23 protein-coding genes and 2 pseudogenes are annotated in these 25944 nt (G+C 71.1%); 16 read left to right on the plus strand and 9 right to left on the minus strand.

The window, feature by feature from the left end:
• Positions 1 to 71 precede the first annotated feature (71 nt).
• The 13 genes from HNR02_RS25045 (at position 72) to HNR02_RS25105 (ending at position 14773) form a co-directional block, all read left to right on the plus strand.
• On the plus strand, positions 72 to 1013 hold the full coding sequence (locus tag HNR02_RS25045; protein ID WP_179775556.1) for an ABC transporter permease: 942 nt from the start codon (positions 72 to 74) through the stop codon (positions 1011 to 1013).
• Positions 1010 to 2929 carry a dipeptide/oligopeptide/nickel ABC transporter permease/ATP-binding protein gene (locus HNR02_RS25050; RefSeq protein ID WP_179775557.1) on the plus strand — a complete coding sequence of 640 codons (1920 nt, stop codon included), beginning with the start codon at positions 1010 to 1012 and terminating at the stop codon, positions 2927 to 2929. The genes HNR02_RS25045 and HNR02_RS25050 overlap by 4 nt, the downstream gene beginning before the upstream one ends.
• On the plus strand, positions 2922 to 3878 hold the full coding sequence (locus HNR02_RS25055; RefSeq protein WP_179775558.1) for an oligopeptide/dipeptide ABC transporter ATP-binding protein: 957 nt from the start codon (positions 2922 to 2924) through the stop codon (positions 3876 to 3878). Before HNR02_RS25050 ends, HNR02_RS25055 begins: the two co-directional genes overlap by 8 nt.
• Positions 3875 to 5425, plus strand: a complete 1551-nt coding sequence (locus tag HNR02_RS25060; RefSeq protein WP_179775559.1) for an ABC transporter substrate-binding protein — start codon at positions 3875 to 3877, stop codon at positions 5423 to 5425. Before HNR02_RS25055 ends, HNR02_RS25060 begins: the two co-directional genes overlap by 4 nt.
• Positions 5407 to 6945: a carboxylesterase/lipase family protein gene (locus HNR02_RS25065; RefSeq protein ID WP_179775560.1), complete on the plus strand. Its 1539-nt coding sequence runs from the start codon at positions 5407 to 5409 to the stop codon at positions 6943 to 6945. Before HNR02_RS25060 ends, HNR02_RS25065 begins: the two co-directional genes overlap by 19 nt.
• The gene (locus tag HNR02_RS25070; RefSeq protein ID WP_179775561.1) at positions 6942 to 8108 is read left to right on the plus strand and encodes an alpha/beta hydrolase domain-containing protein; all 1167 of its coding nucleotides are present in this window, start codon (positions 6942 to 6944) and stop codon (positions 8106 to 8108) included. Before HNR02_RS25065 ends, HNR02_RS25070 begins: the two co-directional genes overlap by 4 nt.
• 8 nt (positions 8109 to 8116) lie before the next feature.
• Entirely contained in the window at positions 8117 to 9328 is a 1212-nt protein-coding gene (locus HNR02_RS25075) for a cytochrome P450 (RefSeq protein ID WP_179775562.1), read from the plus strand.
• 10 nt (positions 9329 to 9338) lie between these two features.
• Positions 9339 to 9815, plus strand: a complete 477-nt coding sequence (locus HNR02_RS25080) for a metallopeptidase TldD-related protein (RefSeq protein ID WP_179775563.1) — start codon at positions 9339 to 9341, stop codon at positions 9813 to 9815.
• A 36-nt stretch (positions 9816 to 9851) separates the two neighbouring features.
• Positions 9852 to 11132 carry a TetR/AcrR family transcriptional regulator gene (locus HNR02_RS36565; RefSeq protein ID WP_179775564.1) on the plus strand — a complete coding sequence of 427 codons (1281 nt, stop codon included), beginning with the start codon at positions 9852 to 9854 and terminating at the stop codon, positions 11130 to 11132.
• Between the two features lie 315 nt (positions 11133 to 11447).
• Complete coding sequence (gene add / locus HNR02_RS25090; protein WP_179776113.1) at positions 11448 to 12512, plus strand: adenosine deaminase; 1065 nt, start codon at positions 11448 to 11450, stop codon at positions 12510 to 12512.
• A gap of 207 nt (positions 12513 to 12719) precedes the next feature.
• A complete protein-coding gene (locus tag HNR02_RS36835; RefSeq protein WP_179776114.1) occupies positions 12720 to 13088 on the plus strand; it encodes an ABC transporter substrate-binding protein in 369 nt (122 codons plus the stop codon).
• A 43-nt stretch (positions 13089 to 13131) separates the two neighbouring features.
• A complete protein-coding gene (locus HNR02_RS35660; protein ID WP_312861126.1) occupies positions 13132 to 13446 on the plus strand; it encodes an ABC transporter permease subunit in 315 nt (104 codons plus the stop codon).
• Positions 13447 to 13522: 76 nt separating this feature from the next.
• Positions 13523 to 14773 (plus strand): ABC transporter substrate-binding protein, encoded by a 1251-nt coding sequence (locus tag HNR02_RS25105; RefSeq protein ID WP_179775566.1) that lies wholly within the window; start codon positions 13523 to 13525, stop codon positions 14771 to 14773.
• Positions 14774 to 15063: 290 nt separating this feature from the next.
• On the opposite strand, the gene HNR02_RS25110 is transcribed toward HNR02_RS25105, so the two are convergent.
• The 5 genes from HNR02_RS25110 to HNR02_RS25130 are packed head-to-tail and all read right to left on the minus strand — an operon-like array spanning position 15064 to position 19811.
• Entirely contained in the window at positions 15064 to 15942 is an 879-nt protein-coding gene (locus HNR02_RS25110; protein WP_218903091.1) for a LysR substrate-binding domain-containing protein, read from the minus strand.
• Positions 15943 to 15947: 5 nt separating this feature from the next.
• Entirely contained in the window at positions 15948 to 17318 is a 1371-nt protein-coding gene (locus tag HNR02_RS25115) for an MFS transporter (RefSeq protein ID WP_179775568.1), read from the minus strand.
• Positions 17319 to 17339: 21 nt separating this feature from the next.
• Positions 17340 to 18128 (minus strand): enoyl-CoA hydratase-related protein, encoded by a 789-nt coding sequence (locus HNR02_RS25120; RefSeq protein WP_179775569.1) that lies wholly within the window; start codon positions 18126 to 18128, stop codon positions 17340 to 17342.
• Positions 18129 to 18139: 11 nt separating this feature from the next.
• Positions 18140 to 18592 carry an enoyl-CoA hydratase-related protein gene (locus HNR02_RS25125; protein WP_312861127.1) on the minus strand — a complete coding sequence of 151 codons (453 nt, stop codon included), beginning with the start codon at positions 18590 to 18592 and terminating at the stop codon, positions 18140 to 18142.
• A 10-nt stretch (positions 18593 to 18602) separates the two neighbouring features.
• Complete coding sequence (locus HNR02_RS25130) at positions 18603 to 19811, minus strand: CaiB/BaiF CoA transferase family protein (protein WP_179775571.1); 1209 nt, start codon at positions 19809 to 19811, stop codon at positions 18603 to 18605.
• Positions 19812 to 20040: 229 nt separating this feature from the next.
• Between HNR02_RS25130 and HNR02_RS25135 the strand changes: the two genes are divergently transcribed.
• Positions 20041 to 20898, plus strand: coding sequence for an oxidoreductase (locus HNR02_RS25135; RefSeq protein ID WP_179775572.1), 858 nt, complete (start codon positions 20041 to 20043; stop codon positions 20896 to 20898).
• A gap of 44 nt (positions 20899 to 20942) precedes the next feature.
• Positions 20943 to 21557, plus strand: a complete 615-nt coding sequence (locus tag HNR02_RS25140) for a TetR/AcrR family transcriptional regulator (protein ID WP_179775573.1) — start codon at positions 20943 to 20945, stop codon at positions 21555 to 21557.
• Positions 21558 to 22204: 647 nt separating this feature from the next.
• Here the strand turns inward: HNR02_RS25140 and HNR02_RS36210 are convergent.
• Together HNR02_RS36210 and HNR02_RS36215 are read right to left on the minus strand one after the other, a co-directional pair.
• Positions 22205 to 22522 carry an SDR family oxidoreductase gene (locus HNR02_RS36210; protein ID WP_281377278.1) on the minus strand — a complete coding sequence of 106 codons (318 nt, stop codon included), beginning with the start codon at positions 22520 to 22522 and terminating at the stop codon, positions 22205 to 22207.
• A 34-nt stretch (positions 22523 to 22556) separates the two neighbouring features.
• Positions 22557 to 22925 (minus strand): annotated as a pseudogene (locus tag HNR02_RS36215) (SDR family NAD(P)-dependent oxidoreductase); the annotation flags it as partial.
• Positions 22926 to 23030: 105 nt separating this feature from the next.
• Here HNR02_RS36215 and HNR02_RS25150 point away from each other — a divergent pair.
• Positions 23031 to 23630 (plus strand): TetR/AcrR family transcriptional regulator, encoded by a 600-nt coding sequence (locus HNR02_RS25150; protein ID WP_179775574.1) that lies wholly within the window; start codon positions 23031 to 23033, stop codon positions 23628 to 23630.
• A 499-nt stretch (positions 23631 to 24129) separates the two neighbouring features.
• Here the strand turns inward: HNR02_RS25150 and HNR02_RS25155 are convergent.
• Positions 24130 to 24591, minus strand: a pseudogene (locus tag HNR02_RS25155) (SDR family NAD(P)-dependent oxidoreductase); the annotation flags it as partial.
• Positions 24592 to 25173: 582 nt separating this feature from the next.
• Positions 25174 to 25935 carry an N-acyl homoserine lactonase family protein gene (locus HNR02_RS25160; protein WP_179775575.1) on the minus strand — a complete coding sequence of 254 codons (762 nt, stop codon included), beginning with the start codon at positions 25933 to 25935 and terminating at the stop codon, positions 25174 to 25176.
• Positions 25936 to 25944 lie beyond the last annotated feature (9 nt).

Genomic DNA, 25944 nt, shown 5'->3' on the forward strand with positions numbered 1-25944 from the left:
AGCACCACGGCGTAGTTCCGCCCCGTCGAAACCGCTCAGCGGCGAGCGGTTCCTCCAGGAAGGTCGCGGGTATGGGCAAGCTCGTTCTCCGGCGCCTCGCGTTCGGGATACCACTCCTCTTCGTCGTCACCGTCGTGACGTTCCTGCTGGTGGCGATCTCACCCGGCGACGCGGCGCGGATACTGGCCGGTCCCGAGGCCGGCCCGGCCGAATACGAAGCCCTGCGGCAGCAACTGGGGCTGGACGATCCGCTGCCGGTGCAGTACTGGCACTGGTTGCAGGACGCACTGCACGGTGACCTGGGCACGTCGATCGTGAACGGCTCGCACGTCGTCCAGTCGCTCAACGACCGCCTCGGCGTCACGCTGTCGCTGGTCGTGCTGGCCACGGTGCTCTCCACGGTGATCGGCATCCTCCTGGGGTGCCTGAGCGCCCACCGGGGCGGGGTGCTCGGCCGGCTGGTCGACTTCGGTGCGGTCATCGGCTCGGCGTTGCCGCAGTTCTGGCTGGGCCTGGTCATCGTCACGATCTTCTCCACCCGCCTGCATCTGTTCCCCGCCGTCGGATACGTGGACCCCGGCGAAAGTCCGGTGCAGTGGTTGCGTTTCCTCGCCCTGCCGGTGCTCACGCTGGTCGTCGGCGGACTGGCCGGGATCGCGAAACAGACCCGGGACGCGATGCTGACCGGCCTGTCCGCCGAGTACGCCGTCGCGCACCGCGCCGACGGTGTGCCGGAACGGGTCATCGTCTACCGGCACGTGCTGCGCAACTCGGCACCGCCGGTCATCGCCGTGGTCGGTATCCACTTCGTGGGCGCGCTGAGCGGCAGCGTGCTCGTCGAGCAGATCTTCGGCTTGCCCGGGCTCGGCAGCCTCGCCGTGACCGCGACGACCCAGAGCGACATCCCGGTGATCCAGGGCATCGCGCTCTACTTCGGAATCATGGTCGTCCTGGTCAACCTCGGACTCGACCTCGTGTACCGGAAGATCAACCCGAAGGTGGACGTGTCATGACCAAGGCCCTCGTAGCCGAACCGCAGGTCCGGGCGCAGGCGCCGGTGACCCGTCGTCCCGGCCTGTTCCGCCGGTTCGCACGCAAACCCCTGCCCGTCGTCTCGGCTCTGTTCCTCCTGCTGGTGATCGTGGCGTGCGTGTGCGCGCCGCTGCTCGCGCCCTACCCGTTCGACGACACCGACTACGTCAACGCCTCCAGCGGCCCGTCCGGCGTGCACCTGCTCGGCACCGACACCCTCGGCCGCGACGTGCTGTCCCGTCTGCTCTTCGGCGGCGTGCACACCCTGTTGTCGGCGGCACTGACCGTGGCGTTCGCCTTCGTCGCCGGGTTTCCGCTGGGGATGCTGGCCGGGTACCGGGGCGGGCGCTGGGACCGGGCGATCGGCTGGTGCACCGACGGTCTCCTGGCGCTGCCGCCGACCATCTTCCTGCTCGCGGTGCTCGCCGTGTTCCCGCACGATCTCAACATCGCCATGGCCGTGTTCGGGTTGCTGATCTCGCCGGCGCTGGCGAAGGTCGTGCGGGCCGTCGCGCTGGGTGTGCGGCAGGAGCAGTACATCGACGTCGCGCGGGTGTCGGGTCTGGGTGACCTGCACATCGTGCGCGCCCACGTCGTCAGCAAGCTCGCCGGTGCCGTCGTGGTGCAGCTGTCGCTGATCGGCGGTGTCGCGATCCTCATCGGCAGCGGGCTCGACTTCCTCGGCCTCGGCCCGCAACCACCCACGCCCACCTGGGGCACCATGGTCTCCGACGCGGCCGAGAGCCTGCACCAGCATCCCTGGCTGCTCGTGCCGACCGGAGGCGTGCTGGCGCTGGTCGTCCTCGCGCTGTGGTTCGCCGGTGACGGCCTGCGGGACTCGCTGGCCGAGCGGTGGATGGGACCGCCGCCCTCGGCCGCGCGACGCCGAATGCCCGCCCCGCCCGCCGGGCCGCCCACTGTCCCGAGTGGACCGGAGGTCTTCCGGCTGGCCGGGCTCACGGTCGGTTTCGAGCGGGCGGGTGGCGTGCAGCCGGTCGTCGAGGACGTGGCGCTGGCGATCGCGGCGGGGGAGATCGTCGCGGTGCTCGGCGAGTCCGGTTGCGGCAAGAGCATCACCGCCCGCGCCGCCGCGGGAGTGCTGCCGCCCGCGGCCCACGTCCTCTCCGGTACGGTCACGCTCGACGGGACGGTGCACGACGCCCGCCGCGGCGGCAGGGGAATGCCCCGCGGCAACGGGGTATCGGTCATCTTGCAGGAACCCGTGGCAGCGCTGGATCCCTCGCTGCCGGTGGGGAAGATTCTGGCCGGCTCGATCCGGCGGCACACCGGCGCGGGCCGGGCGGAGGCGCGCGCCCTGGCGGCCGAGGTGCTCGACAAGGTCGGCATGCCCGATCCGGAGTCGGTCCTGCGCCGTTACCCGCACGAGCTGTCCGGTGGGATGGCGCAACGCGTGTGCATCGCCCGCGCACTGGCCGGACGCCCGAAGGTGCTGATCGCCGACGAACCGACCACCGCGCTCGACGTGACGGTGCAGGCGGGGATCCTCTCGCTGCTGCGGGACCGGCAGGCCGAAGACGACCTCGCCATCCTGTTCGTCACCCACGACTGGGGCGTCGTCGCCGACGTCGCCACCCGATGCGTGGTCATGTACGCGGGCCAGGTCGTCGAAACCGCGTCGGTCGACGAGCTGTTCACCTCGCCACGGCACCCCTACACCCGGGCACTGCTCGCGGCGAACCCTACCGGCGGCGCGCCCGGTGAGCGGCTCGCGACCCTGCCGGGCCGGGTGCCCCGCCCCGAGGAATGGCCCGGCGGCTGCCGGTTCAGCGCCCGCTGTCCACTCGCGACACCGGACTGCGACGCCGCGCCGGTCCCGCTCGTGGACCTGGGCGGTGACCGTGCGGTGCGCTGCATCCGAGGAGAGGCCAATGTCTGACACCACGGCCCTCGACGCGCGCGGCGTGTCGATCGACTACCTCCGGCGCCGGGTGCGGACCCGCGCGGTCGACGACGTCAGCCTCACCGTGCGCAGCGGGGAGACGGTCGGGCTCGTCGGCGAATCGGGATCGGGCAAGAGTTCGCTGGCGATGGCCGCGCTCGGACTGACGAAGCCCTCCGCCGGGACGATCTCGGTCAACGGGCACCGGATCGGCACCCTCGGCCGGCGCGGGGTCGCCGCGGCGGGCGCGCAGGCGGTGTTCCAGAGCCCGTACAGCTCGCTGGACCCGGCGATGACGGTGCGGGCGATCCTGGCCGAACCGGTGGTCCCGTTGCGGATGCGCAAGGCGGAGGTGCGCAGCCGCGTCGAGGAGACCCTCGCCTCCGTCGGCCTCGACGAATCCGTCGCCGAGCGCTACCCGCGCGAGTTCTCCGGCGGGCAGCGGCAGCGCATCGCGATCGCCCGCGCCATGATGGTGCGCCCGCGCCTGCTGATCTGCGACGAACCGACCAGCGCGCTGGACCTCTCGGTGCAGGCGCAGGTGGTGAACCTGCTGATGGACCTGCAGCGGGACAACGGCATCAGCTACCTGGTCATCGGCCACGACCTGGCGCTGATGAACCACCTCGCCGACCGCCTGTACGTGATGTATCGCGGGCGCATCGTCGAGTCCGGGCCGACGTCGGTGGTCCACGGCTCCCCGGCGCACCCGTACACGCGGGCGCTGGTGGAGGCCGCGCCGTCGCCGGACCCGCGCCGTCAGCGTGAGCGCCGCGCCCGCGTCGTCCCTCCACCCGCGGCCCTCGGCACGCCGGGATGTGCCTTCGCGCCGCGCTGCCCGTTCGTGCTGGACCGCTGCACCACCGAGGTGCCGCGGCTGCGGCAGGTGGGGGCGGTCGAGGTCGCCTGCCACAACGACGCCGCACTGGAGGTGGTGACCGCATGATCCGGCGGAGTCTGCTCGCCCTGCTCGGTGTCGTCGCACTCGCCGTGGCCGGATGCGCCGGCGGTTCCTCGGCGAACGAGCCGGGCACCCTGACCGTCCAGTTCTCCGGGCCGCCGATCTCGGGCCTGGACCCGGCGAAGTCCTCGGGCGGCCAGTCGATGATCTATTCGACGCTGGCCTACGACTCGCTGATCTTCGCCAAGCCCGACGGCACGCTGGCCCCGGACCTCGCGACATCGTGGGAGTGGCTCGACGACGCCTACCGGGTGTTCCAGCTGACGCTGCGCGAGGGTGTCGTGTTCAGCGACGGCGCGCCGATGACCGCCGAGGGCGTCGCGCGGTGGCTGCACTACTACCGCGACGCGAAGTCGACGCTGAGCTCCAACCTGCAGATGATGACCTCCGCGACGGCCGTGGACGCCCACACCGTCCGGATCGAGCTGAACGAGCCGCACCCCGATCTGCCGTGGGTGCTGAGCCAGCTCTACGGCGGCGGGATGGTGGCCAACCCCAGCGCGATGACCAGACCGGGGTCGCTGGACATGGCCACCAACGGGACCGGCCCCTACGTCCTCGATCCGGGGCAGTCGGTGTCCGGTGACCACTACACCTACGTCCGCAACGCGCGGTATTGGAACCCGTCGGTCGTGTACTACGACAAGGTGGTGATCAAGGCGATCAGCGATCCGAACACGGTGGTGTCCGCGGTGGCCTCCGGGCAGATCGACGTCGCGTCCGGGAAACCGCTCACGGCACCGACCGCGGAAGACTCGGGAGCCACGGTGACCTCGGCCCCGGGCGCGGTCTGGGCGCTCTACCTCCTCGACCGGGCCGGGACACTCGCGCCGCCGCTGGCGAAAACCGAGGTGCGGCAGGCGATCAACCTCGCGATCGACCGCGGCCCGATCACCAAGGCGCTCAACCCCAACGGCTACGCGGTGCCCACGGCGCAGATGGGCCTGCCCCAGCAGGAGGGGTTCCGGCCCGAGCTGGACACCTACTACCCCTACGACCCGGCCCGGGCGCGGGACCTGCTCGCGCGCGCCGGGTACCCGGACGGGTTCCGCTTCACCGTCCTGTGTTCCAACACGCTCAGCACCTGCCCGCTGGCGCAGGCCGTGGCGAGTTCGCTGGGCGACATCGGGATCACCGTCGACATCGACGCGGAGAACGAGATTTCGTCCTTCAACCAGAAGTTCCGGGGAGGCAAGGCACCCGCCGTGATTTTCTCCAACCAGACCACGGCCTTCATGGCCGCACGGGCGCTGTCCCACCGGGACGTGCTCGCCAACCCCTTCAACAGCTCCGATCCCCGCGTGTCGGCGGACTACGACCGGGTCGCGGCCTCCTCCGGTGACCAGCAGGGCGCGGCCTACGCCGACCTGGTGCGGGACTTCGCGGACCTGGGCTGGTTCGCGCCGGTGTACCGCACGGAGACGATCCTGTTCTCCTCCGGCGTGGACAACGTCGCGCTGAAACCCAAGGCGCCGACCTACTACACGGCGGTCGATCCGACCGGCACGGCGTCGTGGCGGCCGGCGTCATGACCGCGCGCGGGGTGGCGGCCACGACCGCCGGGACGGTCGAGGGACTGGACGTCGACGGGGTCCTGAGTTTCCTCGGAATTCCCTACGGCGACGACGTTTCCGGGACACACCGCTTCCGGGCACCACGCCCGCCGCGGCCGTGGACCGGGGTCCGGCCCGCCTTCGACCTCGGGCCGATCGCACCACAGCCGGTGCGGCCGGGAGGCGCCGCCCGCCACGGCGGGGCTCCGATGCGTGAGGACTGCCTGGTGCTCAACGTGTGGACCCGCTCCCGGCAGGGCAAGCGGCCGGTGCTGGTCTGGCTGCACGGCGGCGGGTTCTTCCAGGGCAGCGGTTTCTCGCCCTGGACCGACGGCACCGCGCTGGCCGCCGGCCGCGACGTGGTGGTCGTGTCGGTGAACCACCGGCTGTCGATGCTGGGGTTCCTGCACCTGGACGAGCTGGGCGGTGCGGAATGGGGTGCCGCACCCAACCCCGGCCTGCTCGATCTCGTCGCCGCACTGGAGTGGGTCCGCGACAACGCCGCGGCCTTCGGCGGGGATCCCGGCAACGTCACCGTCTTCGGTCATTCCGGCGGCGGGGGCAAGGTCTCGGCCCTGCTGGCCTCACCGTCGGCGCGCGGGCTGTTCCACCGGGCCGGAATCCACGGCGGGCCGCCGTTCGGGCTCAAGGACTCCGGTCGCGCGACGCTGATCGCGCAGGAGGTGCTGCACCACCTCGGCGTGCGCAAGGCGGACCCGGACGTCCTCGGGTCGGTGCCGCTCGAACGGCTGATGGAGGTGCAGAGCCTGCTCGGGGTGGGGTCGGTGCCCACCGAGCACGGGATGCGGTTCGCCCCCGTCGCCGGGACGGCGTCGCTGCCCGCGTTCCCGGAGGAGGCCTTCGCCGCCGGCGCCGTGTCGGTGCCCCTGCTGACCGGGACCGCGCTCGACGAGCTGCGCTACATCCTGCTGCTCGACCCACCGTGGGCCCGGCCGGGCCACGACCTCGACGAGGCCACGCTGACCCGGCTGGTCGCCGCGGGTGTCGACGATCCCGGTGACGCGCCGCAGCTGCTGGAACGCTACCGGGCGCTGGGCGATCCCGGCCGCAACGCCGACCTGCTCCTGACCGTGCTGAGCGACCAGTTCCGGATCCGCACGAAACGCCTGGCGCACCTCGCGACGGGGCCGGTGTTCAGTTATCTGTGCGACGCCAACCAGGATTCGCCGCTGGGCGCCTTCCACGGGATCGAGATGCCGCTGTTCTTCGGCAACGTGGGGCGCGGGGCGCACCCGCTCACGGGCGAGGGGTACGACCGGGCGGCCGACGTCGCCACGCGGGCCCTGGTGTCTTTCGCCCGTACCGGGAATCCGGGGTGGCCCGCCTCCACGCCGGAGCGGCCGGTCCAGTTCCGCTTCGGGGACACCGGGTTCGAGGCGGGGCCGGAGACACGGCCGGAACGACTCGCGGTCTGGCAGGGCATCACCACGAGCACGCGCGTGGACCCGTGGGGACGCGCGTTCGGGTCGCTCGCATGACCCTGGACGAGCTTGCCGGCTCCGGGGAGGCCTTCGGCGCGGACGATCCGTGGACCGGCGGGCTCGCCGAACACGGCTACCGCACGCGTGAGTTCCTGCTGCGCGGCGACGGCTTCGCGACCCGGCTGCTGGTGCGCGAGCCTGCTGGTGACGCGAGCGGTGTCGTTGTACTGGAGCCGATGCACTACTCGGGCGGGCGGCCGGTGTGGCGCTCGTGCCACGAGTACCTGCTGCGCTGCCGCCACACCTGGGCCGAGGTCGCCTGCCAGACGACACCCGCGCACGCCATGGTGCGGCGGTCGCCGGACCGCTACCGGGCCGTGCACCTGCCGGGCCGTCCGTCGGCGCTGACCCCGTTCGACGGTGCGGGACTCGGCCTGCGGGAACGTTCCGACCGGTTCTCGCAGGTCTGGTGGGACACCAGCCCGCGCCTGACGGACATCCTGTCCGCGGCGATCCGGGCGGTGCGTGACCTGGGTTGCGGCACCGTCGTGCTCGCCGGGAGCTCGCAGAGCGGGGGAGTGGTGCGCCGCTACGCCACCGCGCTCGGCCCGTACGACGAGGCGCCCGACGGGTTCCTGCCCCTGCACAGCGGAGGCGCGGCGCTGACCACACTGCGCCGGCCCACGGTGGAGGTCCTCGCCGAGGCCGACCTGGAGTCCGTCCGGAGCGCGGCCGGGCTCCCCGGACAGGGCCGCGACCTCGCCCACCGCGGCGGGGACCCACGCCACTACGTCGTCTACGAGGTGCCCGGGATGGCGCACGTCGACAGCCGGTACGCCCCGCCCGAGGCCGCGCCGCCGCCGGGGTCGCGCTGGAGCACCTTCCCCCACACCCACGTCACGCACGCGGCGCTGGACGCACTCGTCGCCTGGGCCCGCGACGGTGTGGCGCCGCCGCGGTCCTGCCACCTCGACGTCTCCTGCCGTGACGCGGCCGGGCACCCGGACGGTGGCTGGCGCACACCGGCGGTGGACCTGCCGAGGGCCCGCTTGGAGGTGATCTCGCCGGGGGAGCACTGGAGCCGCGGCCACGAGTACCCCCTGCCGGCGCCGCGCGGCTACCCCGCCGCGGCCGAGTCGGTGCTCACCCGGCTCGTCGACCAGCGCCGGTACCTGCCCGAGGACGCGGCGACCTGGCTGCGCGAAACCCTGAAAGGATGAGGAGAACCATGACGCAGGCCGGAGTGCACCGTGACATCCCGGAGGACTTCGATCCCTCCAGCAGCGACGATCCGGACGAGGTCCACGCCCTCTACCGTGACCTCCGCGGACGCTGCCCGGTCGCCTTCAGCTCCCGCTACGGCGGCTTCTGGGCACTGACCCGGTACGCGGACGTCAAAGCCGCGGCGCTGGACGACACCACGTTCCGGTCGTCGGTCAAGGCCGTCGTGCCGAGCGATCCGCGGGGACTGCGCCGTCCACCGCTGAACTTCGACGCGCCCGAGCACAAACCCTTCCGCCGCGCGCTGGACGCCACCCTGTCCCGGCAGCGGCTGGATGCCCTGGAACCGGTGCTGCGCCGGCACGCGGTCGAGCAGCTCGCGCCGTTGCTGGAGCGCGGTTCGGGCGACATCGCGCAGGAGTTCGGCGCCCGGTTCCCGGCGTGGGTCACCACGGAATGGCTCAACCTCGACCCCGATCTGGCTCCGGTGCTCGCCGCCACCGCCGCGCGGTGGGTGCAGGCCTGGCGGCTGCAGGACCGCGAGGTCGTCAACGAGATGAGCCAGCGCATGTACCGGATGGCGCGGGACCTGGTGGCCGACCGCAGGCGCACCCCGCGACCGGTCGAGGAGGACCCGGCCAGCTCGTTGCTGGCCGAACGCGCCGACGGCGTCCCGCTGGAGGAGGAACACGTCGTCGGGGCGTTGCGGCAGTCCCTGGTGGTGGGCATGGTCGCGCCGCCGATCGTCATCGGGTCGATCGCGCTGCACCTCGGCGAAGACCAGGCGCTGCAAGCGAAGCTGCGCAACGAGCCCTCGCTGATCCCCGCGGCGCTCGAGGAGTTCCTGCGGCTGTACGCGCCCTACCGCGGATTTGCCCGCACCGCCGCCGAGCCGGTCGAGATCGGCGGGCGCGAGATCCTGCCCGGTGAACCGATCACCCTCACCTACGCCTCCGCCAACCGCGACGCCGCGGTCTTCGACGACCCCGACGTGTTCGTCCTCGGGCGGCCCAACGTCGCCGACCACCTCGCCTTCGGCCGCGGACGGCACCGCTGCCCCGGCGCGTCGATGGCACGGCTCATGCTGCGGATCGCCCTGGAGGAACTGCTCGACCGGACCACGTCGTTCACCGCGACCGGCCGCCGTGAGGGTGCCCGGATGCCCGAGCTGGGCGCGGTGTCCGTCGAACTGGAGCTGGTGCCCGCGCGCCGGGGCTGAGCGGTGCCCGTTGACCGACCTCTCGCGGTGGCGCGACCCGGCGGCGGATCGCGCGGAGTTCCTCGCCCAGCTGCGCCGCGCGGCGCACGTCCCCGGCGGGCGGGATGCGGCCGCGATACCTGGCAACCGAAACGCACGAGGCCGCGCACTTCGTACCCGACTTGGTGCGCGACGGCGGTGGGACCGTGACGATCGACGACTCGCCGGCTCGACCGAACGCGGGCTCCTGGTGGCGCGCCTGTCCTGCATCCGCCGCGTGAATCCCCGAAGCCTGCTCCTCACCGGCCTCACCCGCGACGGCGTCTACCTGATCGAGGACGGCACGATCCCAGGTGCCGCCAACACTCTCCGGTTCAACGAATCGCCCGTCGACCTGCTCGGCCGGATCACCGAAACCGGGGCACCGTTGGATACGTTGTCTCGTGAGGACGTGGAAGACATCCTGCGAGAACGGATGCCTCGCGTTCGCGTGCCGACTTCACCATGACCTCGGTCAGTGAAGCGTCCTGGCTGGATGTCGCGGGTGCCATTCGAACCCGGTGTGGCGCGGCGGTGTAGGTGTGCCGCGACTTCATTCGAGCAGGCTCCCCACGGGCACTACCACGCCGGGGCGGGGCTGCCGGTGTCGCGGGTGTGGGTGACCGCGTCGCCGCACCTGTGGGACCTGGTGGCGGAGGTGCGCGAGACGGTGAACCTCCTGGTGCTGGCCGGCGCGGGAGCACGGTTCGTGAAACTGTCGAACGCGGCCAGGTGCTGCGTGTCGGCACTCGGGCCGGGCTGGTCCTGCCTGCGCACCCGGGCTTCCGGCGGGAAGGTCCTGCTGGCCGCCGGGTCCCCGCCGGTGGCGTCGCGCTCTCAACCGGTGATGCCCACGGCCCGCGTCGACCGCGCCCGGCCGCGGCCTGGGGGGCGGCGTTGTCGGGCGGTGGCCCGCGAGCCGGGGGAGGAGTGGACGACCGGTTCGGTGCAGGACGGCTTCCCGGCCAAACCCGGGCTCGCCTCGAGCGGGGCAGGTGCGTGCTCAGCCGGACGTGTGAACCTGTTCATGCCACCGAGACGGAGTACCCGAACGCGGATCGGGTGCGGGTGCAACCGGCCGGACAGCTGCTCGCTCCGGGTGACCCGGTGGGAGGCGCCGTGCTTGGTGACGACGTCGCTCGCGTCGGCGGGGGACCGGCTCGGCGCTACGCTGGACGCCATGGCCCGCACGCTTTCCTCGATGAGCGATGGGGAATTCGCTCGCCGGCGGATCTTGGATGCCGCACACGCCGTCTTCGCCGCGCGCGGATTTCGCGCCGCGACGGTCGACGCGATCGCGCGACGTTCGGAGCTGTCACGCGCCGGCGTGCTGCACCATTTCGCCAACAAGCAAGCGATCCTCACCGCTCTGCTGGACGAACGCGACGTCGAGTTGGCGCTGGACGAGGACGCCGCGGCCGACTCGGTGGTGTCCTTGATCGCCGGGGTGCGGGCGAGGTTGCGTCGGATCCTGCAGGACCGCGATCTGATTCTGCTCGCTCATGCTCTCCGGGCTGAGGCCGTGGATCCGGAACACCCCGCTCACGAGTGGCTGGTGCGCCGTTCGCGTCGCCTGCGGGCTGCGATGACGACGGCTCTCGAGGCGTCCTCGGCTCGTGGCGAGCTCCGGTCGCACGTCGATCCGCGGCTGCTGTCCGCGCTGCTGCTGGCGGTCATCGAGGGCCTGGAGATGCAGTGGCTCGAGGACCCCGGCGAGATCGACGTCGAGGCCGGCATCGCGTTGTTCGACGAGCTGCTTCGAGGAAGTATCCCGGCTCAGCTGTAGCTGTGATGCCGGTCCCGGAGGGCGCCCTGCGTCGCCGGTAACAGACCTACCAACCTGTCGGTCGGATCTGGTAGCGTGCCGCAACAGCTACGGTGCCGCTGGCCGGACCCGCTGGGTGGATCGGCGACTGCTGAGCTGCAGGTTGAGTCTGACTTCATTGACGAGGAGTCAGCGAAGTGTTGTCTCGTCGGCTCTGCATCCCTTGAAAACTGGAAACCACGATTCAGGGCAATGGTTTGAATCGTTTCATGACACTGGATTCAGTGACACCTGATCTCACTGCACCTTGACCGAGGAGGAGACGGCGTGAGCGCAATGCCCAACCCGACGGCACCGGCAGATCGGGGCGGTCTGAGCGCGGACTACCTCCGCGCGCTGCCGAAGGCCGAGGTCCACTGCCACCTGGAGGGGTGTGTCCCGCCGAGGACGGCGGTCCGTCTCGCCGAGCGACACGGCGTCGCACTTCCCGCCGGAGCCCGGGACGGGGGCGACCGCTACCGCTTCCGGGACTTCGACGAGGGCCTGAAGATCTACCTCGCCGTGTGCAGGTCGATGCAGACTGCCGAGGACTTCGAAGCGGTTACGTACGAGAGCCTCGTGACCGCGGCCGAGGGCGGGCTTCGCTACCGTGAGATGGCTTTCAACCCGCAGAACCATCCCGAGCTGACCTACGACGAGATGGTGGGCGGGATCCTCGCCGGGGCGCGCGCAGCCCGGGAAGAGACCGGCGTCATTTCCCGGATCGTGGTCGCGATCAACCGTCAGTTCGGCGGGGAGGCCGCGCTGAACCTCGTCCGCGAGGTACTCGCGCACCCCCACCCCGAGGTCGTCGCGATCGGGCTGGACGGCGACGAGAAGGCCGGACGGCCGGCGGAGTTCGTCGCGGCCTACGACCTCGCGCGTGCCGCGGGCCTCAAACTCACCGCGCACGCCGGCGAGCACGGCGACCCCACCGAGATGGTCGAGTGCCTGGATCTGCTCGGGGTGGATCGCATCGACCACGGGTACGCGGCCCTGCTCGACTCCGCGCTGCTCGCCCGCACCGCGGCCTCGCGGATCCCGTATTCGGCGTGCTGGTTCATCGATTACCCCGAGCTCGAGGTCGAAGGCAGGCGGCGCGATGTCGCGGCCATGGCGGCCGCCGGGCTGAACCTGTGCCTCAACTCCGACGACCCGGCCCTCATCGGCCCGGAGCTGCACGAGGACTTCATCGATGCGGCCGCGCAGCTCGGCTGGACCGTCGCGGACGCCGAACAGTACGCGCTGGCGGGTCTCGACGCCAGCTTCGCCGACGACACCACCGTTGAACACCTTCGCGCCGAGTTCACCGCCGAGCTCGAGCGTCTCCGCCCGACCGCCTACGGCGCCAACCACCAGTAGGGACCAAGGCCATGACCGTTCAGCTCGACCTTCCCCGGGGCGCGATGTCACGTCGCGGGCTGCTGTGGCTCGGCCTCGCCACGACCGCCGGAGTCGCGCTCGCCGACTGCGGCACGTCGACCAGTCCGGGTTCGGGCGGCGGCCTCGGAGAGCTTACATACGGCTTTTCCTGGCTGTACGACGTCACGCAGGCAGGTTCGTACGTCGCTGACACCAAGGGGTTACTACCAGAAGGTCGGCTTCTCTTCCGTCAGGTTCGTCCCCGGCGGCCCGTCGGCGGTCTCCGTGCTGACCCAGCGGGTCAACGGGGCCGTGCAGTTCGGGGTGTCGTCGCCGACCGAGATCGCCGGGGACAACCGGAACGGTGCCTCGTTCCGGGGCATCGGCGCGATGTACCAGAAGGACCCGCGCCGCATCGTCTCGCTGGCGGGCAAGCCGCGTCAACGACGTCCAACACCGACCACGGAAACACGAGGAGACCCGATGGCCGCGACCGTGGGGATTCAGCTCGACAACGTGACCGAGACCTTCACGCGAGGCGCCGGCGAGTCGACACGCTCGGCGGTGTCAGCTTGACGGTGGACGAGAACCAGTTCGTGAGCTTGATCGGGCGCTCCGGGTGCGGGAAGTCGACCATCCTGCGGCTGCTCGTGCGGTGGCCGATGGGCGGCCCCGCTTCGGCCGGATTCCCGGCGCCGTACCGGGAATCCTCAACGCTGCGCGGATCAGCATCCCGCTCGCGCTCTTCGGCGCGCTGGTGGCCGAATCGCTGGTCACCAGGACCGGGATCTCCCACGCAATGACGATCGCCACCACCACCTTCGACTACACCCGCCTCTGGGCCGATGTGGTCGCCGTGACCGTGACCGTGATCGTGCTCTACGAAATCGTCGCGCTGCTCCATGAACGTGCGCGACGCCGGTTCTCGGCCTGACGACCGGCGCGTACCGCCAGCCCTTCGCCGTTCCCCTCGGCACCCGTGCCGACTCATTCAAAGGAGACAGCAGAACGTGGTTCGCTTCATCGGCCCCGACAACGACGCGTATGTCGCCACCCTCGCCCGGCACGTGAACGAGTACGAAGAGCTCACGGGGGAGTCCGTGGCGCTCGAGATCATTCCCGAGACGGATTACGTCACCAACACGCTCGACGCGCTGCGCAGCCGGCTTCGCGGGGAGTCCGCGCCGGATGTGTTCATGTCGGGACCCGTCTCGATGTGGAAGCTCGCCGGCGAGGGCATCGTCGAACCGCTCGACGCATACCTCGATTCGTGCGGCGACGACTACCGGCCGGGCGACTTCCTGCCGTCCCTCGTGGCCGCCAACCGCTGGACCGGACGGCGTGGCGACGCACTCGGATCCGGTCCCTTGCTCGAAATCCCGGTCAACTGGGAGACCTACAACCTGGCCTACCTGCCGGACGTGCTGGAGCAGGCGGGTCTCGGCGAGCCGCCATCGACGTGGGCGGAGTACTTCGCCGCTGCCGCGCGGATCGCGGAAAAGTTGCCCGGCGTCCGCGGATTCGCGCAGCGCGGCACTGCGACCTGGCACACGATGTACACCGGCTACGCGACCCAGGTGTGGTCCTACGGCGGGACGGACTTCGACGACGCGGGCCGCAGCGCGCTGGCCAGTCCGGAAGTGCTCGCCGCGACCCGGGACTTCGTCGCGGCGGCCAGGGCGTCCGGCCCGGTGCGGTTCCCCGACGGGCACTGGCTCGATGTCGCCCGCGACTTCGCGGCCGGTCAGTACGGCATGATCGTCGACTCCGACCACTACGTCGCCATTGTCGAGGGAGCCGACTCGAAGGTTCGCGGGCGGGTGGCGTACACCAGGCCGCCACTGGGGCCCGGCGGTGAGCGGGCGGCGAACATGTGGACCTGGTCGCTGGTGATGAACAGCGCCTCACACGACAAAGCCCGTGCGTGGAGGTTCATCGAATGGGCCAGCTCCCCGGCCTTTCTCGCGCGGGCGGCGCTGGAGGGCAACATGAACCCGACGCGGCAGAGCACTTGGGACGATGACGCGTACCGCGCCGCCGCCGCCCGGTGGAACGGTTTCGGGGACAACAGCCTCGAGATCCTCCGCGCGACTGCCCGGGTGCTGCCCACTCCCATGCCGGAGTACCTCGACGTCGCGAGCCTGTGGTCGGCGGCCATCGTGCGGGCGTACCAGCAGCCCGATGTCCTGGAACAGATCTTCGGCGAGACCGCGAGCCGCATCGATCGGCTCCTGCACGGCGATCGGACCGGCGCGTCGTGAGGGTCGGTGTGGTGGGCGCGGGCCGGCACGCGAACAACGCCCTGTACCCGTCGATCATCGAGGCCGGGTTCGATCTCGTCGCGGTCCGCGCCCGGACGCTGGGGCGCCGGCAGACACCACACCTCGGTCGAGAAGATGCTCGCGGCGGGCGGACCCGACGGCGTGGTGGTGGCCGTCGCGCCAGCCGCCTACCAGCCGATCCTCACCCGCGAGCTCCGGGATCTGGCTCTCCTTCCCTGGCGCACTTCACTTGCTGCTCCGCAGCGCTGCCGGTGCGCGGATCGGGCGGATCACGGACCGACGACGAAAGCCAGCCAGCGGCGGAAGGCGACGACCGCCGGGGACTGCGGCCGGTCCGCCCGCCACACGAAATAGTAGGTGTAGCGCCCTCGATCGAGGACGAAGTCGAACGGGGTCACGAGCGATCCGTCGGCCAGTTCCTTCTCGACGAGGGCCTGCTGGGCGATGGCGACGCCGTGGCCTTCGAGCGCGGCTTGGTAGGCCAGCAGCGAAGTCTCGTACTTCATTCCACTGTAGGCGTTCGCGGTGTCCATCCCGGCCGCCTCGAACCACACCGCCCAGTCGTCGAGCCGCGCCAGTGAGTGGAGCAGGGTGGCGTCGCCCGCCTTGGCGGCGGTCCGCAGCCGGGGGGCGGCCACGGGCACCAGCTCGTTCCGGATGAGCCGCTGGCTGAACAGCCTGGGCCAGTCGCCGTCGCCGAGCTGGACGCCCGCGTCGATGTCCTCGCGGTCGAGATCGATCGGGGCCGGGGAGGTGGTCAGCCGGACGTCGATGTCGGGGTGGGCGCGGTGGAAACTCGCGAACCGGGGAATCAGCCAGCGCACCGCGAAGGTGGCGGGAGACCGGATCTTCAGCGTGGCGCCCGGAACGCCGGCGCGGACCGCTTCGGTCGCCTTCTCCAACGCGGTGAACAGCGGGGTGATGTCGGCCAGGTAGCGCGAACCCGCCGCGGTCAGCTCCAACCCGCCGTGCACGCGGTGGAACAGGGGCACCCCCAGGTAGTGCTCGAGCGCACGCACCTGGCGGCTGACCGCGGCGGGCGTCACCGAGAGCTCGGCCGCCGCCTTCGAGATGCTCAGCAGCCGCCCCGTCGTCGCGAACACCCGCGTGGGGTTCAACGGCGGCAGGGGATCGCGGCGGACGGTCACGCTCATCAGCGTAATACGCCACCGGAGGTTTCCGTGCTCGCCGAGGTCACCGGCGACGCACCCGGCCGGGTGGTCCGCGCCCGCTCCGAACGGACCCCCCAGAACAGCGTGACGGCCAGGCAGGGGAGCAGGGAGACGATCGAGTAGCCGACTCCCGCCAGCTGGTTCCCCGTCCACGAGACCAGGGACAGGCTGATCAACGGCAGGAAGCCGCCGAAGAGGATGTTCCCGAGCTGCTGGGCGAAGCCGAACCCGGTCGTGCGGCTCTGGGGCGGGAACTGCTCGGTGATGAACGCCGGCAGCGGGGCCATCACCATGGCGGTCAGGATCGCCAGCACGGTGATGATCGCCGTGACGGCCGTCCAGGACGAACCGTGGACCGCCGCCCGGATCCCGGCGAACGCCGGGTAGGCCGCGACCATCCACAGGACAATGCCGAGCAGCATCACCCGGGAGCGGCCGACACGGTCGGACATCGCGCCGAAGAGCGGGTAGCACGGCGCCGCGATCAGGATGGCGATCGCCAGGCAGACGTTGGTCCGGGTCTCGTCCACCTTGAGCACGGTCTGCAGGAAGTAGAGCATGTAGATGACCGAGGTGTAGAGCGTCACCGAGGTACCGCCCTGCGCGCCGAACGTGGCCAGCAGGATGGCTTTCCACGACTTCCACGTGCGCACGGTGTCCAGCAGCGGCGACTTCGCCAGCTGCCCGGAGTTCCGCAGTTCGGTGAAGACCGGCGTTTCGCTCATCCGCAACCGGACCAGGGTCGCGACGAGCACGATCGGCGCGGACAGCAGGAACGGCACCCGCCAGCCCCAGCCGAGGAAGGTCTCGGCGTCGAGGGTCACCTTGAGCAGGGAGACGAGGACCAGCGCGACGAGCAGGCCGACGGTCGCGGTGCTCTGCAGCACGCTGGTGTACCGCCCGCGCCGTCCGGCGGGAGCGTGCTCGGTGACGTAGACGACCGCTGACCCGTATTCACCGCCGAGCCCGACGCCTTGGACGACGCGCAGGAACAACAGGGCGGCCGGGGCGAAGATCCCGGCTGCCGCGTACGTGGGCAGGCAGCCGATGGCGACGGTCGCGACCCCCATCACGCCGAGGGTGACCACGAACGTCTTCTTCCGCCCGATGCGGTCGGCCATGGGGCTGAAGATGACCGTGCCCAGCGGGCGGGCCAGGTAGGACACGCCGAAGGTGGCGGAGGCGAGCAGGGTGGCCACGACCGGGTCGCTCGCCGGCAGGAACAGCTTGGTGAGCGTGCCGGTGAGGGCGACGTAGACGAAGAAGTCGTAGTACTCGAGCATCGTGCCGATGCTCGAGGCCCCGACGATCCTCGTCATCCCGGATGGGGACGTGGTGGTGCGGTTCTTCATGGCATCTCCTCGTCGAGATGGTCAGCGCCGGTTCTCCAGGAACTGCTTGACGGTGGTGCGGTGCTCGTCGCCGGACAGGAGGATGGCCTGCAGCGCGGCCGCCAGCTCCAGCGCGGCGGGCAGGGTGGTCTCCGCCGACTCCCGGACCAGCCGCTTGGCCATGCGCAGCGCGCGCGGTGGCTGGGCGGCGATCGTGCGAGCGAGGTCGGCGGCTTCGTCCCCCAGCCGGGCGTCGTCGACGACCCGCGAGACGATGCGCAGCCCGGCCGCCGCCTCGGCGGAGATGAACTCGCTGGTCAGGGTCAGTTCCATGGCCTTGGCCACGCCGACGGCCCTGGCCAGGAACCACGCACCGCCGATACCGGACACGAGGCCCAGCCGGAGGAAGCTCTCGGCGAACCGGGCGGACCGGGCCGCGACGCGCACGTCGCACATCAGGGCGAGGTCGAACCCGGCTCCGACGGCGGCGCCGTTGATCGCGGCGACCGAAGGGACTTCGAGGTCGCGCAGCGCGCGCGTGATCCGGTGCAGGCCGAGGCGCAGCCGGTCCTGGATGTCGGTGGTCGTCCCGGCCATCAGGTCGGCGCCGCGGGCCATGTCCTTGACGTTGCCGCCGGTGCAGAAGTGCGGTCCCGAGGACCGCAGCAGCACGCAGTGCGCGTCGGGTGTGTTCGGGACGTCCTCGAGCGCTCCGGCGACCGCCTCCGTCATCGCGATGTCGAGGGCGTTGCCGGTGTCCGGGGCGTCGAGGGTGATCGTGAGGACACCGTCCGCGAGGCCGGTCGTCACGAGGGGATGTTCGTCGTTCATCGGCTGTCCGTTCATTCGTCGGCGAAGGCGGGGTCTTCCGCGGCGCGGATCGGCGCGGCGGTCGGGCACATCTGCATCACCAGCGACTTGCCGGCCGCGCGGGGGAGCCGCTGCGTCCCGCCGGCCCCGGGGACGAGGCCGAGGACGACCTCCGGCTGGCCGAACCGCGCGTCTTCGGCGGCGACGACGACGTCGCACATCATCGCGAGCTCGCAGCCGCCGCCCAGGGCGCGGAACGCGGTGGCGTAGTGCAGTGGCGCCATGGCCTCGACGTCCGCGCCCGTGGCGAAGGCCTTCGAGGATCCGGTGAGGACGGTGGCCCGGATCGCGGGATCCGCGTCGATGCGGAGCAGTTCGACCACGAGGTCGTCGGCCAGCGGGTTCAGCGGGTTCGCCGAGGCCAGGGTGACCACCGCGACCCGGTCGTCGTGCGCGGTCCGGACGGGTGGGTGTCGGTCGTTCACGAAACGCTCCTCAGCTCGCGGCGGCATCGGGCCGCCGGTGGTGGTCGCCGATCACGCCGCGGTCGTCCAGGCGGGCCACCTCGGCTTCGGACAGCCCGTACTCGGCGAGGACGGCCGCCGAGTGCTGGCCCGGCCGGGGCGCTGGCCGGTCCGGCGGCCCGGCCGGCTGGGACGGACCGAGCACGAACCCCGGCATCCGGACCCCGCCCGCGGTCGTCTCGACGCCGCTCGAGCGGTATTCCTCGGATTCGACGACCTCCCGGTACCCGGCGACGGGCGCGCACAGGATGTCCCGGGCGGGCAGGATCTCCAGCCACGACGCGGTGGTGCGCCGGGAGAACAGGCGGTTCAGCTCGGTACGCAGTGCCGTCCGGTGGGCGACGCGGTCGGCGTTGGTGGCGAACCGGGGATCCGACGGCAGGCCGGGGGCGTCGAGCGCCCGGCACAGCGCGGCCCAGCGCTTGGGGTCGTAGGCGGCGACCATGATCCAGCCGTCGGCCGTGCGCAGCGCCTCGTTCGGCGCGGCGTAGGGCGCGGCGCTGCCGAGCGGCTTCGGTTCGGTCGCGGAGGTCAGGAACGAAGCGAAGCTGACCTGCTGGAGCATGATCGTCGCGTTGTACAGGCTGACGTCGAGGTGCTGGCCGCGCTTCCCGTCGCGGACTTCGCGCAGGGCCGCGAGGACCGCGATCGCCGCGAGGTAGCCGGTCACCATGTCGGCCACCGGGACCTGCACCTTCGCCGGTCCGGAATCCGGGTGGCCCAGCGTGCTCATCAGCCCGGTGACGGCCTGCATCACCCCGTCGACGCCGGGGCGGTCGCGGGCCGGGCTCTCCTGGCCGAACGCGGAGATCGAGCAGTAGACGAGCGCGGGGTTGATGGCGGAGAGGGAGGCGTGGCCGAGTCCGAGCGCGCGCATGACGCCGGGCCGGAAACTTTCGACCAGTACGTCCGCTCGTGAAATCATCCGCCGTAGGGCACGCTTTCCGTCAAGTGATTTCAGATCGATGGCGAGACTGCGTTTGTTCCGGTTGACGCTCAGGGAGATGACGCTCTGGTCGTCGAGCCACGGCGGGCCCACCCGCCGCCCGATCTCCCCGGTCAGCGGCTCGACCTTCACGACGTCCGCGCCGAGGTCGGCCAGCGTCATCGTGCAGACGGGGCCGGCCACGATGTGGGTGAAGTCGAGCACGCGAATCCCTCGCAGGCTTTCTCGGAACATGTCCCCGCATTTCTTCTTCGGCGTTCGTCCGGCTGAAACCCGAATGGGTGTGCTCAGGTTAAGGAGGTGCTCAGCCGAAGACAAACGACACTTTGTGCGGTCACCTTTGACTATTTGTTCACGCTTTGCTTCCGGTGGGGCGCGGCCGCGATGGGGGCGTCCCGGCGGGCAGGGCATGCGACAGTCGACACACTGTAGAGTTTTCTCTACGTGGTGTAGAGTCGGGGACATGACGAAGCGAACCTTTCTGATCACCGGGGCCAGCAGCGGCCTGGGCCGCGCGTTCGCGCAGGGCGCGCTGGCGGCCGGGCACACCGTTGTCGGCACTGTCCGCAAGCCCGAAGACCTGGAGAAGTTCGAGGCTTTGGGGCCCGGGCGTGCTCATGGTCGACAGCTCGACGTAACCGATGACGATGCGGTCGCCTCCGTGGTTGCCGAGGTCGAGCGCACCGTCGGCCCGATCGATGTCCTGATCGCCAACGCCGGCTACGGCCACGAGGGCGTGTTCGAGGAGTCCCCGATGGCCGAGCTGCGCGCGCAGTTCGAGGTCAACGTCTTCGGCGTCGCGGCCACCGTCCACGCCGTCCTGCCGGGCATGCGCAAGCGGCGCTCGGGGCACATCTTCGCCGTCAGCTCGATGGGCGGGTTGATGACCGTGCCCGGGCTGGCGTACTACTGCGGCAGCAAGTACGCGGTGGAGGGCATGCTGGAGACACTGTCCAAAGAGGTCGCCGGGTTCGGGGTGCGGGTGACGATCATCGAGCCCGGCTCGTTCCGGACGGACTGGGCTGGCCGCTCGATGGTCCGCAGCGACCGGTCGATCGCGGACTACGACGAACTGTTCGAGCCGATCCGCGCGGCCCGTCAGGCCGCCAGCGGCAACCAGCTGGGCAACCCCGTCAAGGCCGCCGAGGCCGTGCTCGCGGTGATCGAGGCGGAGAAGCCGCCGGTGCACCTCGTGCTCGGGTCGGACGCGCTGCGGCTCGTCGCGAGCGGCCGGGCCGCGGTGGCCGCGGACATCGAGGCGTGGGAGGAGCTGTCGCGGTCCACGGACTTCCCGGACGGGCACCAGATCGCGGCGAACTGACCCCCAGTGGCATCGTGAGCGGTACCGGCGGAAGGGGAGAGGCGATGCCCGGCAAGGCGGTCCGGCGGCGGTCCGGTGCGCCGTCCAAAGGGGACCTGCGCGAGCAGAAGATCCTCGAGGTGCTCGAAGACCTGCTGGCGGTCAAGAGCTTCGACGCGCTCACGACCAACGACATCGCCGAGCGCGCCGGGCTCTCCCGCGCGTCGATGTACTTCTACTTCAGCTCCAAGCAGGAAGCCCTGGTCGCGCTTTTCGCCAGGACGGTCGAGGCCCTGCGTGAGAAGTCCCGCGCGGCGGCCGACGACCCCGCGGCACCGCGCGACGCGATCGCGACGGCCCTGCGCCGCACCCGCGACCGCTGGCGCGAGCACGGCCTGATCATGCGCGTCGCGATCGACCAGGCTTCGACCATCCCCGAGCTCGGGGCACTGTGGACGGAGACGGCGGAGATCTTCATCGACGCGATCGCGGCGATCCTGGTCCGTGCCGGCGTGGCCGCCCACGACGCGCCCGACGGCGCCCGGGCCCTCGCGGGCGCGGTGTGCTGGATGGTCGAGCGGACGTTCTACCACGCGTCGGCGGTGTCCATCGAGGCGCTCGACCAGGCCGCCGCGACCTGCGAGGTGGTCTGGCTGCGGATCGCGGCGATCGAACCCTGACCCGCCGGGGCCGGCTTCCAGGTGGCTGCTCAACGAAGCCATGGCCAAGCGCCCGCCCACCCCCCGCGGCGTTGACCACGTACCACGGCCGTGCTCGTCACCCGCGGAGGCGGCCCGACGTGGACAGGCGCCGTCGGCCGGCTGCGCACGCGGGCCGGCCAGATCTCACTCCTCGGGCGGCAGGCCGTGGATCGACGGCGGTGTCGCCGTCAGTGCGGGATGCGCGTGGCCCGCGGCCGCACCGCAGGTCATGGTCGAGGGGCACAAGGTGCACCTGGCGATGGAGTTCAACGGGTTCGCGAGGTACGTGGCCGGCTATCGTGCGTAGCCGGGTGGATGGCGGAACCGGTCCGGGTGAGCGGGCGGGCTGACCGGTCATGACGGCGGGCGGCTGCCGGGACCGTGCGGGTCTGGCTCAGCTGGCGGCCGCCCCGACGATGGCTGGTGCTCGCGTCGGCCAGGCGCCGGGTGCAGCGCACGGCCCGGACCTCCCTATGCCGTAGACGCCGCCGGCATCAGGGCCCGGTTCGCCCGGCGCGGTTCACGCGCCGGAGGTCCTCCCGTGGGCAACCCAACACGCCGTCCACACCCTCACAAGTCACGACAGCCAGGGCAGCCAGGGGCCTGGCCCTGGCAGCCCTCCGCCGTCAGAGCTGGACGAAGCGGGCGCCGCCGTCGACCTCGACGATCGTCCCGGTTATCGAGGGGTTGGTCGCCAGCAGGGCCACCGCATCGGCGATCTCGTCCGCGGTCGACACGTGGCCGACCGGCAGGCCCGCCTCCGCGGCGGTGAACCAGTCGAGGCGGTCCTGTTCGGGCATCTCGTTCCACCAGGGCGTGTCGACCAGTCCGGGGGAGACCGCGTTCACCCGCCGCGGGGCGAGTTCGACGGCCAGCGGTCGCACCAGTGCTTCCACGGCCGCGTTGAGTGCGCCGATGCCCGGCGGTGCCGGGCATCGCGGCATGCGCGCTGATCGCGCCGACGAGTGTGATGGACGCTTGCTTGGCCAGGTGCGGCAGGGCCGCCTGCAGCACCGTCATCGTGGGCCAGAACTTCGCGTCGAAAGCCCGCCGCAGTACGGCGAGGTCGAGGTCGGCGAGCGTGCCGGCACCCTCGGAGCCGGCGAGTGTGACCACCAGAGCGTCGATGGGCGCGAGGCCGGCGGCCAGCTCGGCGACAGCCGCCGGGTCGTTGCCGTCCACGCGGTGGGCGACGAGTTCCGGCGCGGCGTCGGCCACCGCGGCGACCCTGGCGGCGTTGCGACTCGCGACGTGCACGGTGTCGCCGCCGGCCGCGAGCCGCCGCGCGGCGGCCAGGCCGATGCCCGAAGTGCCACCGACGACGAGTGTGGTCCGGGGTGTGTCCAAGGCAGATGCTCCTACGAATCGGAACGGTTCGGTTCGATTTTGAGGCTAGCAGGGCGTTGAGTTAAATCGCTACGGCCCGTCTCGAATCCGTTAGCATGTGCGGTCATGGACGCAGCCGAAGACACCGAGCCGGAGCGGCGCAGGCCGGGCCGCCGACGCAGTGAGGACAGCCGGGACGCCATCCTTCAGGCCGCCACCGAACTCGTCGTCGAACGGGGATACGCCGCGGTCTCGATCGAGAAGATCGCCCAGCGGGCCGGGACCGGCAAGCAGACGATCTACCGCTGGTGGCCGTCCAAGGGCGACGTGCTGATGGAGGCCCTCGCGCGCAAGGCCGAGTTGCACATTCCACTACCGGACGAAGGTAGCTGGACCGCCGACCTGCAGTGCATGCTGGAGGACAGCTTCGCCCTGGCCCGGGCGCCGCAGATCGGCGAGTTGCTGCGCGCCCTCATGGTCGAAGCGCAGCTCGACTCCGCCTTCGGCACACGCTTTCGCATCGAGTTCCTGGAGCGCCGCCGCGCCGCTCTCGCCACACTCGTCGAACGGGCCCGCCGACGGGGCGATCTGCCCGCCACCGTCACGGCGGGCTTCGCGGCCGACGTGGTCTTCGGGGTGCTCTGGTACCGGCTGCTGGCGGTGCCGCAGCCCTTCGACCGCCGCCTGACCGACCGGCTCGTGGTGCTCCTGGCTGACGCTGCGTAGCGCTGCCCCAAGAGGCTTCGAGAAGGACGAGCGGGATCTCACGCGCCGTGCGGACCTGGTAGCCGGCGTATGGGGAAACGCCTCGGCCGCGCGAGGCCACCACGGTTCCCGGCCTGCCCCGAAAGGAGCCTGCCGGCATGGAACTTTCCTCCGGCGCCGTCCTGGAGTTGCACCAGTGGTGAGTCCCTGATGTTGTGGTACCAACTCGGTTCGTCGGTGCGCCGCCGGGGAGGCCACCGCCGGATATCGGCCGTCGTGCTCCACTCGCATTACGGGAATTCCCTGAGCTCGCCCGGGAGCTTGCCGACCGTGGTGCGGAGGACGACGGGCAGACCTCGCACTGTGTTGCCTTCGGCCCGTTGCCGCGGCCCCAGTGGCTGAGGCACCGTGGTGCTCCCGCCGGCGCGGGATCGACCGATCGCATGGTCAGGCGGCTCGGCGAGTAGATCCGTGTAGTTGGCCCCAGCAGGTCGGCCGGGTCGATGGTGCTCTGCCGGTGTCCGTTGCTGCCGATCGTCACCACCCGCGACGCGGGGATGCCGGTCAGCAGGTCCAGCACCCGGCCGATGAACGCGAAAGGTCCGAGGTGGTTCACGGCGATGGTCGACCCGAAGCCGTCTCCGGTGACCTCGTATCGCACGCGAAAGCCGCCGACGTTGTTCACGAGTAGATCGAGGTGGTCGTACTCGTCGTGCAGCCGGCGAGCGGCGGCGCGGACCGATGCGAGCGACGCGAAGTCGACCAGCAGCGTGCGCACGACGGCGCCGGGGGAGCCGCCCCAGATGCGATCGGCCGCCGCGGCTGCCCGTCCGGCGTCGCGGCAGGCCAACACCAGGTGGGCGCCGCGGCGCGCGAGCGCGTCGGCGATCGCGAAGCCCAGCCCGGTGCTGGCACCGGTGACGAGGACGGTCCGGCCGTGCTGGGCGGGGATGTCCTCGAAGGACCAACGTTGCCGTGTCACGGATACACCTTCGACGCTGTATGTAGCGATCGCTATAGCAGGCAAAGACAGAACGTTTGGTATTGCGGTTCACTTGCGACCGAGCACCCGCACTTCACAGTGGATGGACGGTTGCCCCTCAGCGCCGTGCTGCACCTCGGCGTGTCCTGGGGCGGCCAGGTGGCAACGGAAGAGCTGGTGTTGGCGGCCCATGTCACATGCCCCTGCTCCGTTGCGACCCGCGGCGGGGTCCCGGTGTCGGTCACGGTCCGGGCCGGTCAAAGGCTTCGAGGACTACTGTCCGGTTCAAGCGGTCGCCCCGCGCGGCGGCGCCACGCCCACCAGGCGGTGAGGTGCACCTGTAGCCGCCGCCTGAGGTGCCCCGCGTCGCCCATGGAAACATCGTCCTGAAGGCGCTTCCGGTCGTGATGATCGTGGCGTCGCTGAGCTCGCCGGCCTTCTTGCTGCACCGGCCCCGCTCGGCCGGTCGATGACGCTGTCGGCGTCGGCCGGCACGACTCGTACGCAGGAGATGCTGGACTTCCGCGCGGCACGCGGCATCCTCGCCGATGACCTTCCACGGTTGTTTCGCCGAGCGGCAACTCAGGTGTACATGCGTGGTGCGGCCCACTCTGTCCAGTCGTCCGGGTCGTGGCAGATCCACACCCGGGCCGACTCGCGAGTCGCGATGCGTTTGAGAGCCCCGATCGCCTGCACGGCCGCGGTGTGGTCGGTGTCGATCGGCATCGGTAGTTCGGCTTCGTACGCGCAGCGCAGGTGCGTGGTGTCGGCCGTCAGCAGGATGGTCTGCGACGGCAACCGCACGAGGAGCGCGAAGTTTCCCGGAGTGTGGCCCGGCAGGGACACCAAGGTGACAGCGCCATCGCCGAACACATCGTGATCCCCGGCGAGCAGGTGCCAGTCGGCATCGGCCGTCGCGTCGAAGTCCGCTTTACGGACCGCGGGCCCCGGATCGGTGTGCGCGTACCGCCATTCCGCCTCGTGGATGAGAAGCTTCGCGTGCGGGAACAGCCTCAGCCCGCCGGTGTGGTCGAAATGGCAGTGGGAGACCACGACGTGGGTGACGTCCGCCGGAGACTTCCCGATCGAGGCGAGTTGCGCGTCCACTCCCCGCTCCGGGCCGAACCGGGCAAGGACCAACGGCTTGAGGTCGCCGTAGACCTCGTCCTCGCGCCCGGCCGCGGCCGGGTCGAGTCCGGTGTCGAGCAACACCAGCCCTTGCCCGTGCTCGATGAGGAATGTCGGGGCCGGGATCTCCTGCACGCCCTCGCCGCCGGTCACCAGGTCGGCGGTGGCGAGGTAAAGCCGGGCGCCGTCGAGCGCCCACATACGTCTGGCCGTCATGAATCCTCC

The organism is Amycolatopsis endophytica (genome assembly GCF_013410405.1).
Lineage (GTDB): Bacteria > Actinomycetota > Actinomycetes > Mycobacteriales > Pseudonocardiaceae > Amycolatopsis_E > Amycolatopsis_E endophytica.

Excerpts from the sequence above, each read along its gene's own strand:
- HNR02_RS25045 (WP_179775556.1), top strand. The coding sequence starts at position 72 with ATGGGCAAGCTCGTTCTCCGGCGCCTCGCGTTCGGGATACCACTCCTC.
- HNR02_RS25050 (WP_179775557.1), top strand. The coding sequence starts at position 1,010 with ATGACCAAGGCCCTCGTAGCCGAACCGCAGGTCCGGGCGCAGGCGCCG.
- HNR02_RS25055 (WP_179775558.1), top strand. The coding sequence starts at position 2,922 with ATGTCTGACACCACGGCCCTCGACGCGCGCGGCGTGTCGATCGACTAC.
- HNR02_RS25060 (WP_179775559.1), top strand. The coding sequence starts at position 3,875 with ATGATCCGGCGGAGTCTGCTCGCCCTGCTCGGTGTCGTCGCACTCGCC.
- HNR02_RS25070 (WP_179775561.1), top strand. The coding sequence starts at position 6,942 with ATGACCCTGGACGAGCTTGCCGGCTCCGGGGAGGCCTTCGGCGCGGAC.
- HNR02_RS25075 (WP_179775562.1), top strand. The coding sequence starts at position 8,117 with ATGACGCAGGCCGGAGTGCACCGTGACATCCCGGAGGACTTCGATCCC.
- add (WP_179776113.1), top strand. The coding sequence starts at position 11,448 with ATGCCCAACCCGACGGCACCGGCAGATCGGGGCGGTCTGAGCGCGGAC.
- HNR02_RS25115 (WP_179775568.1), bottom strand. The coding sequence starts at position 17,318 with ATGAAGAACCGCACCACCACGTCCCCATCCGGGATGACGAGGATCGTC.
- HNR02_RS25120 (WP_179775569.1), bottom strand. The coding sequence starts at position 18,128 with ATGAACGACGAACATCCCCTCGTGACGACCGGCCTCGCGGACGGTGTC.
- HNR02_RS25130 (WP_179775571.1), bottom strand. The coding sequence starts at position 19,811 with ATGTTCCGAGAAAGCCTGCGAGGGATTCGCGTGCTCGACTTCACCCAC.
- HNR02_RS25135 (WP_179775572.1), top strand. The coding sequence starts at position 20,041 with ATGACGAAGCGAACCTTTCTGATCACCGGGGCCAGCAGCGGCCTGGGC.
- HNR02_RS25140 (WP_179775573.1), top strand. The coding sequence starts at position 20,943 with ATGCCCGGCAAGGCGGTCCGGCGGCGGTCCGGTGCGCCGTCCAAAGGG.
- HNR02_RS36210 (WP_281377278.1), bottom strand. The coding sequence starts at position 22,522 with ATGCCGCGATGCCCGGCACCGCCGGGCATCGGCGCACTCAACGCGGCC.
- HNR02_RS25150 (WP_179775574.1), top strand. The coding sequence starts at position 23,031 with ATGGACGCAGCCGAAGACACCGAGCCGGAGCGGCGCAGGCCGGGCCGC.
- HNR02_RS25160 (WP_179775575.1), bottom strand. The coding sequence starts at position 25,935 with ATGACGGCCAGACGTATGTGGGCGCTCGACGGCGCCCGGCTTTACCTC.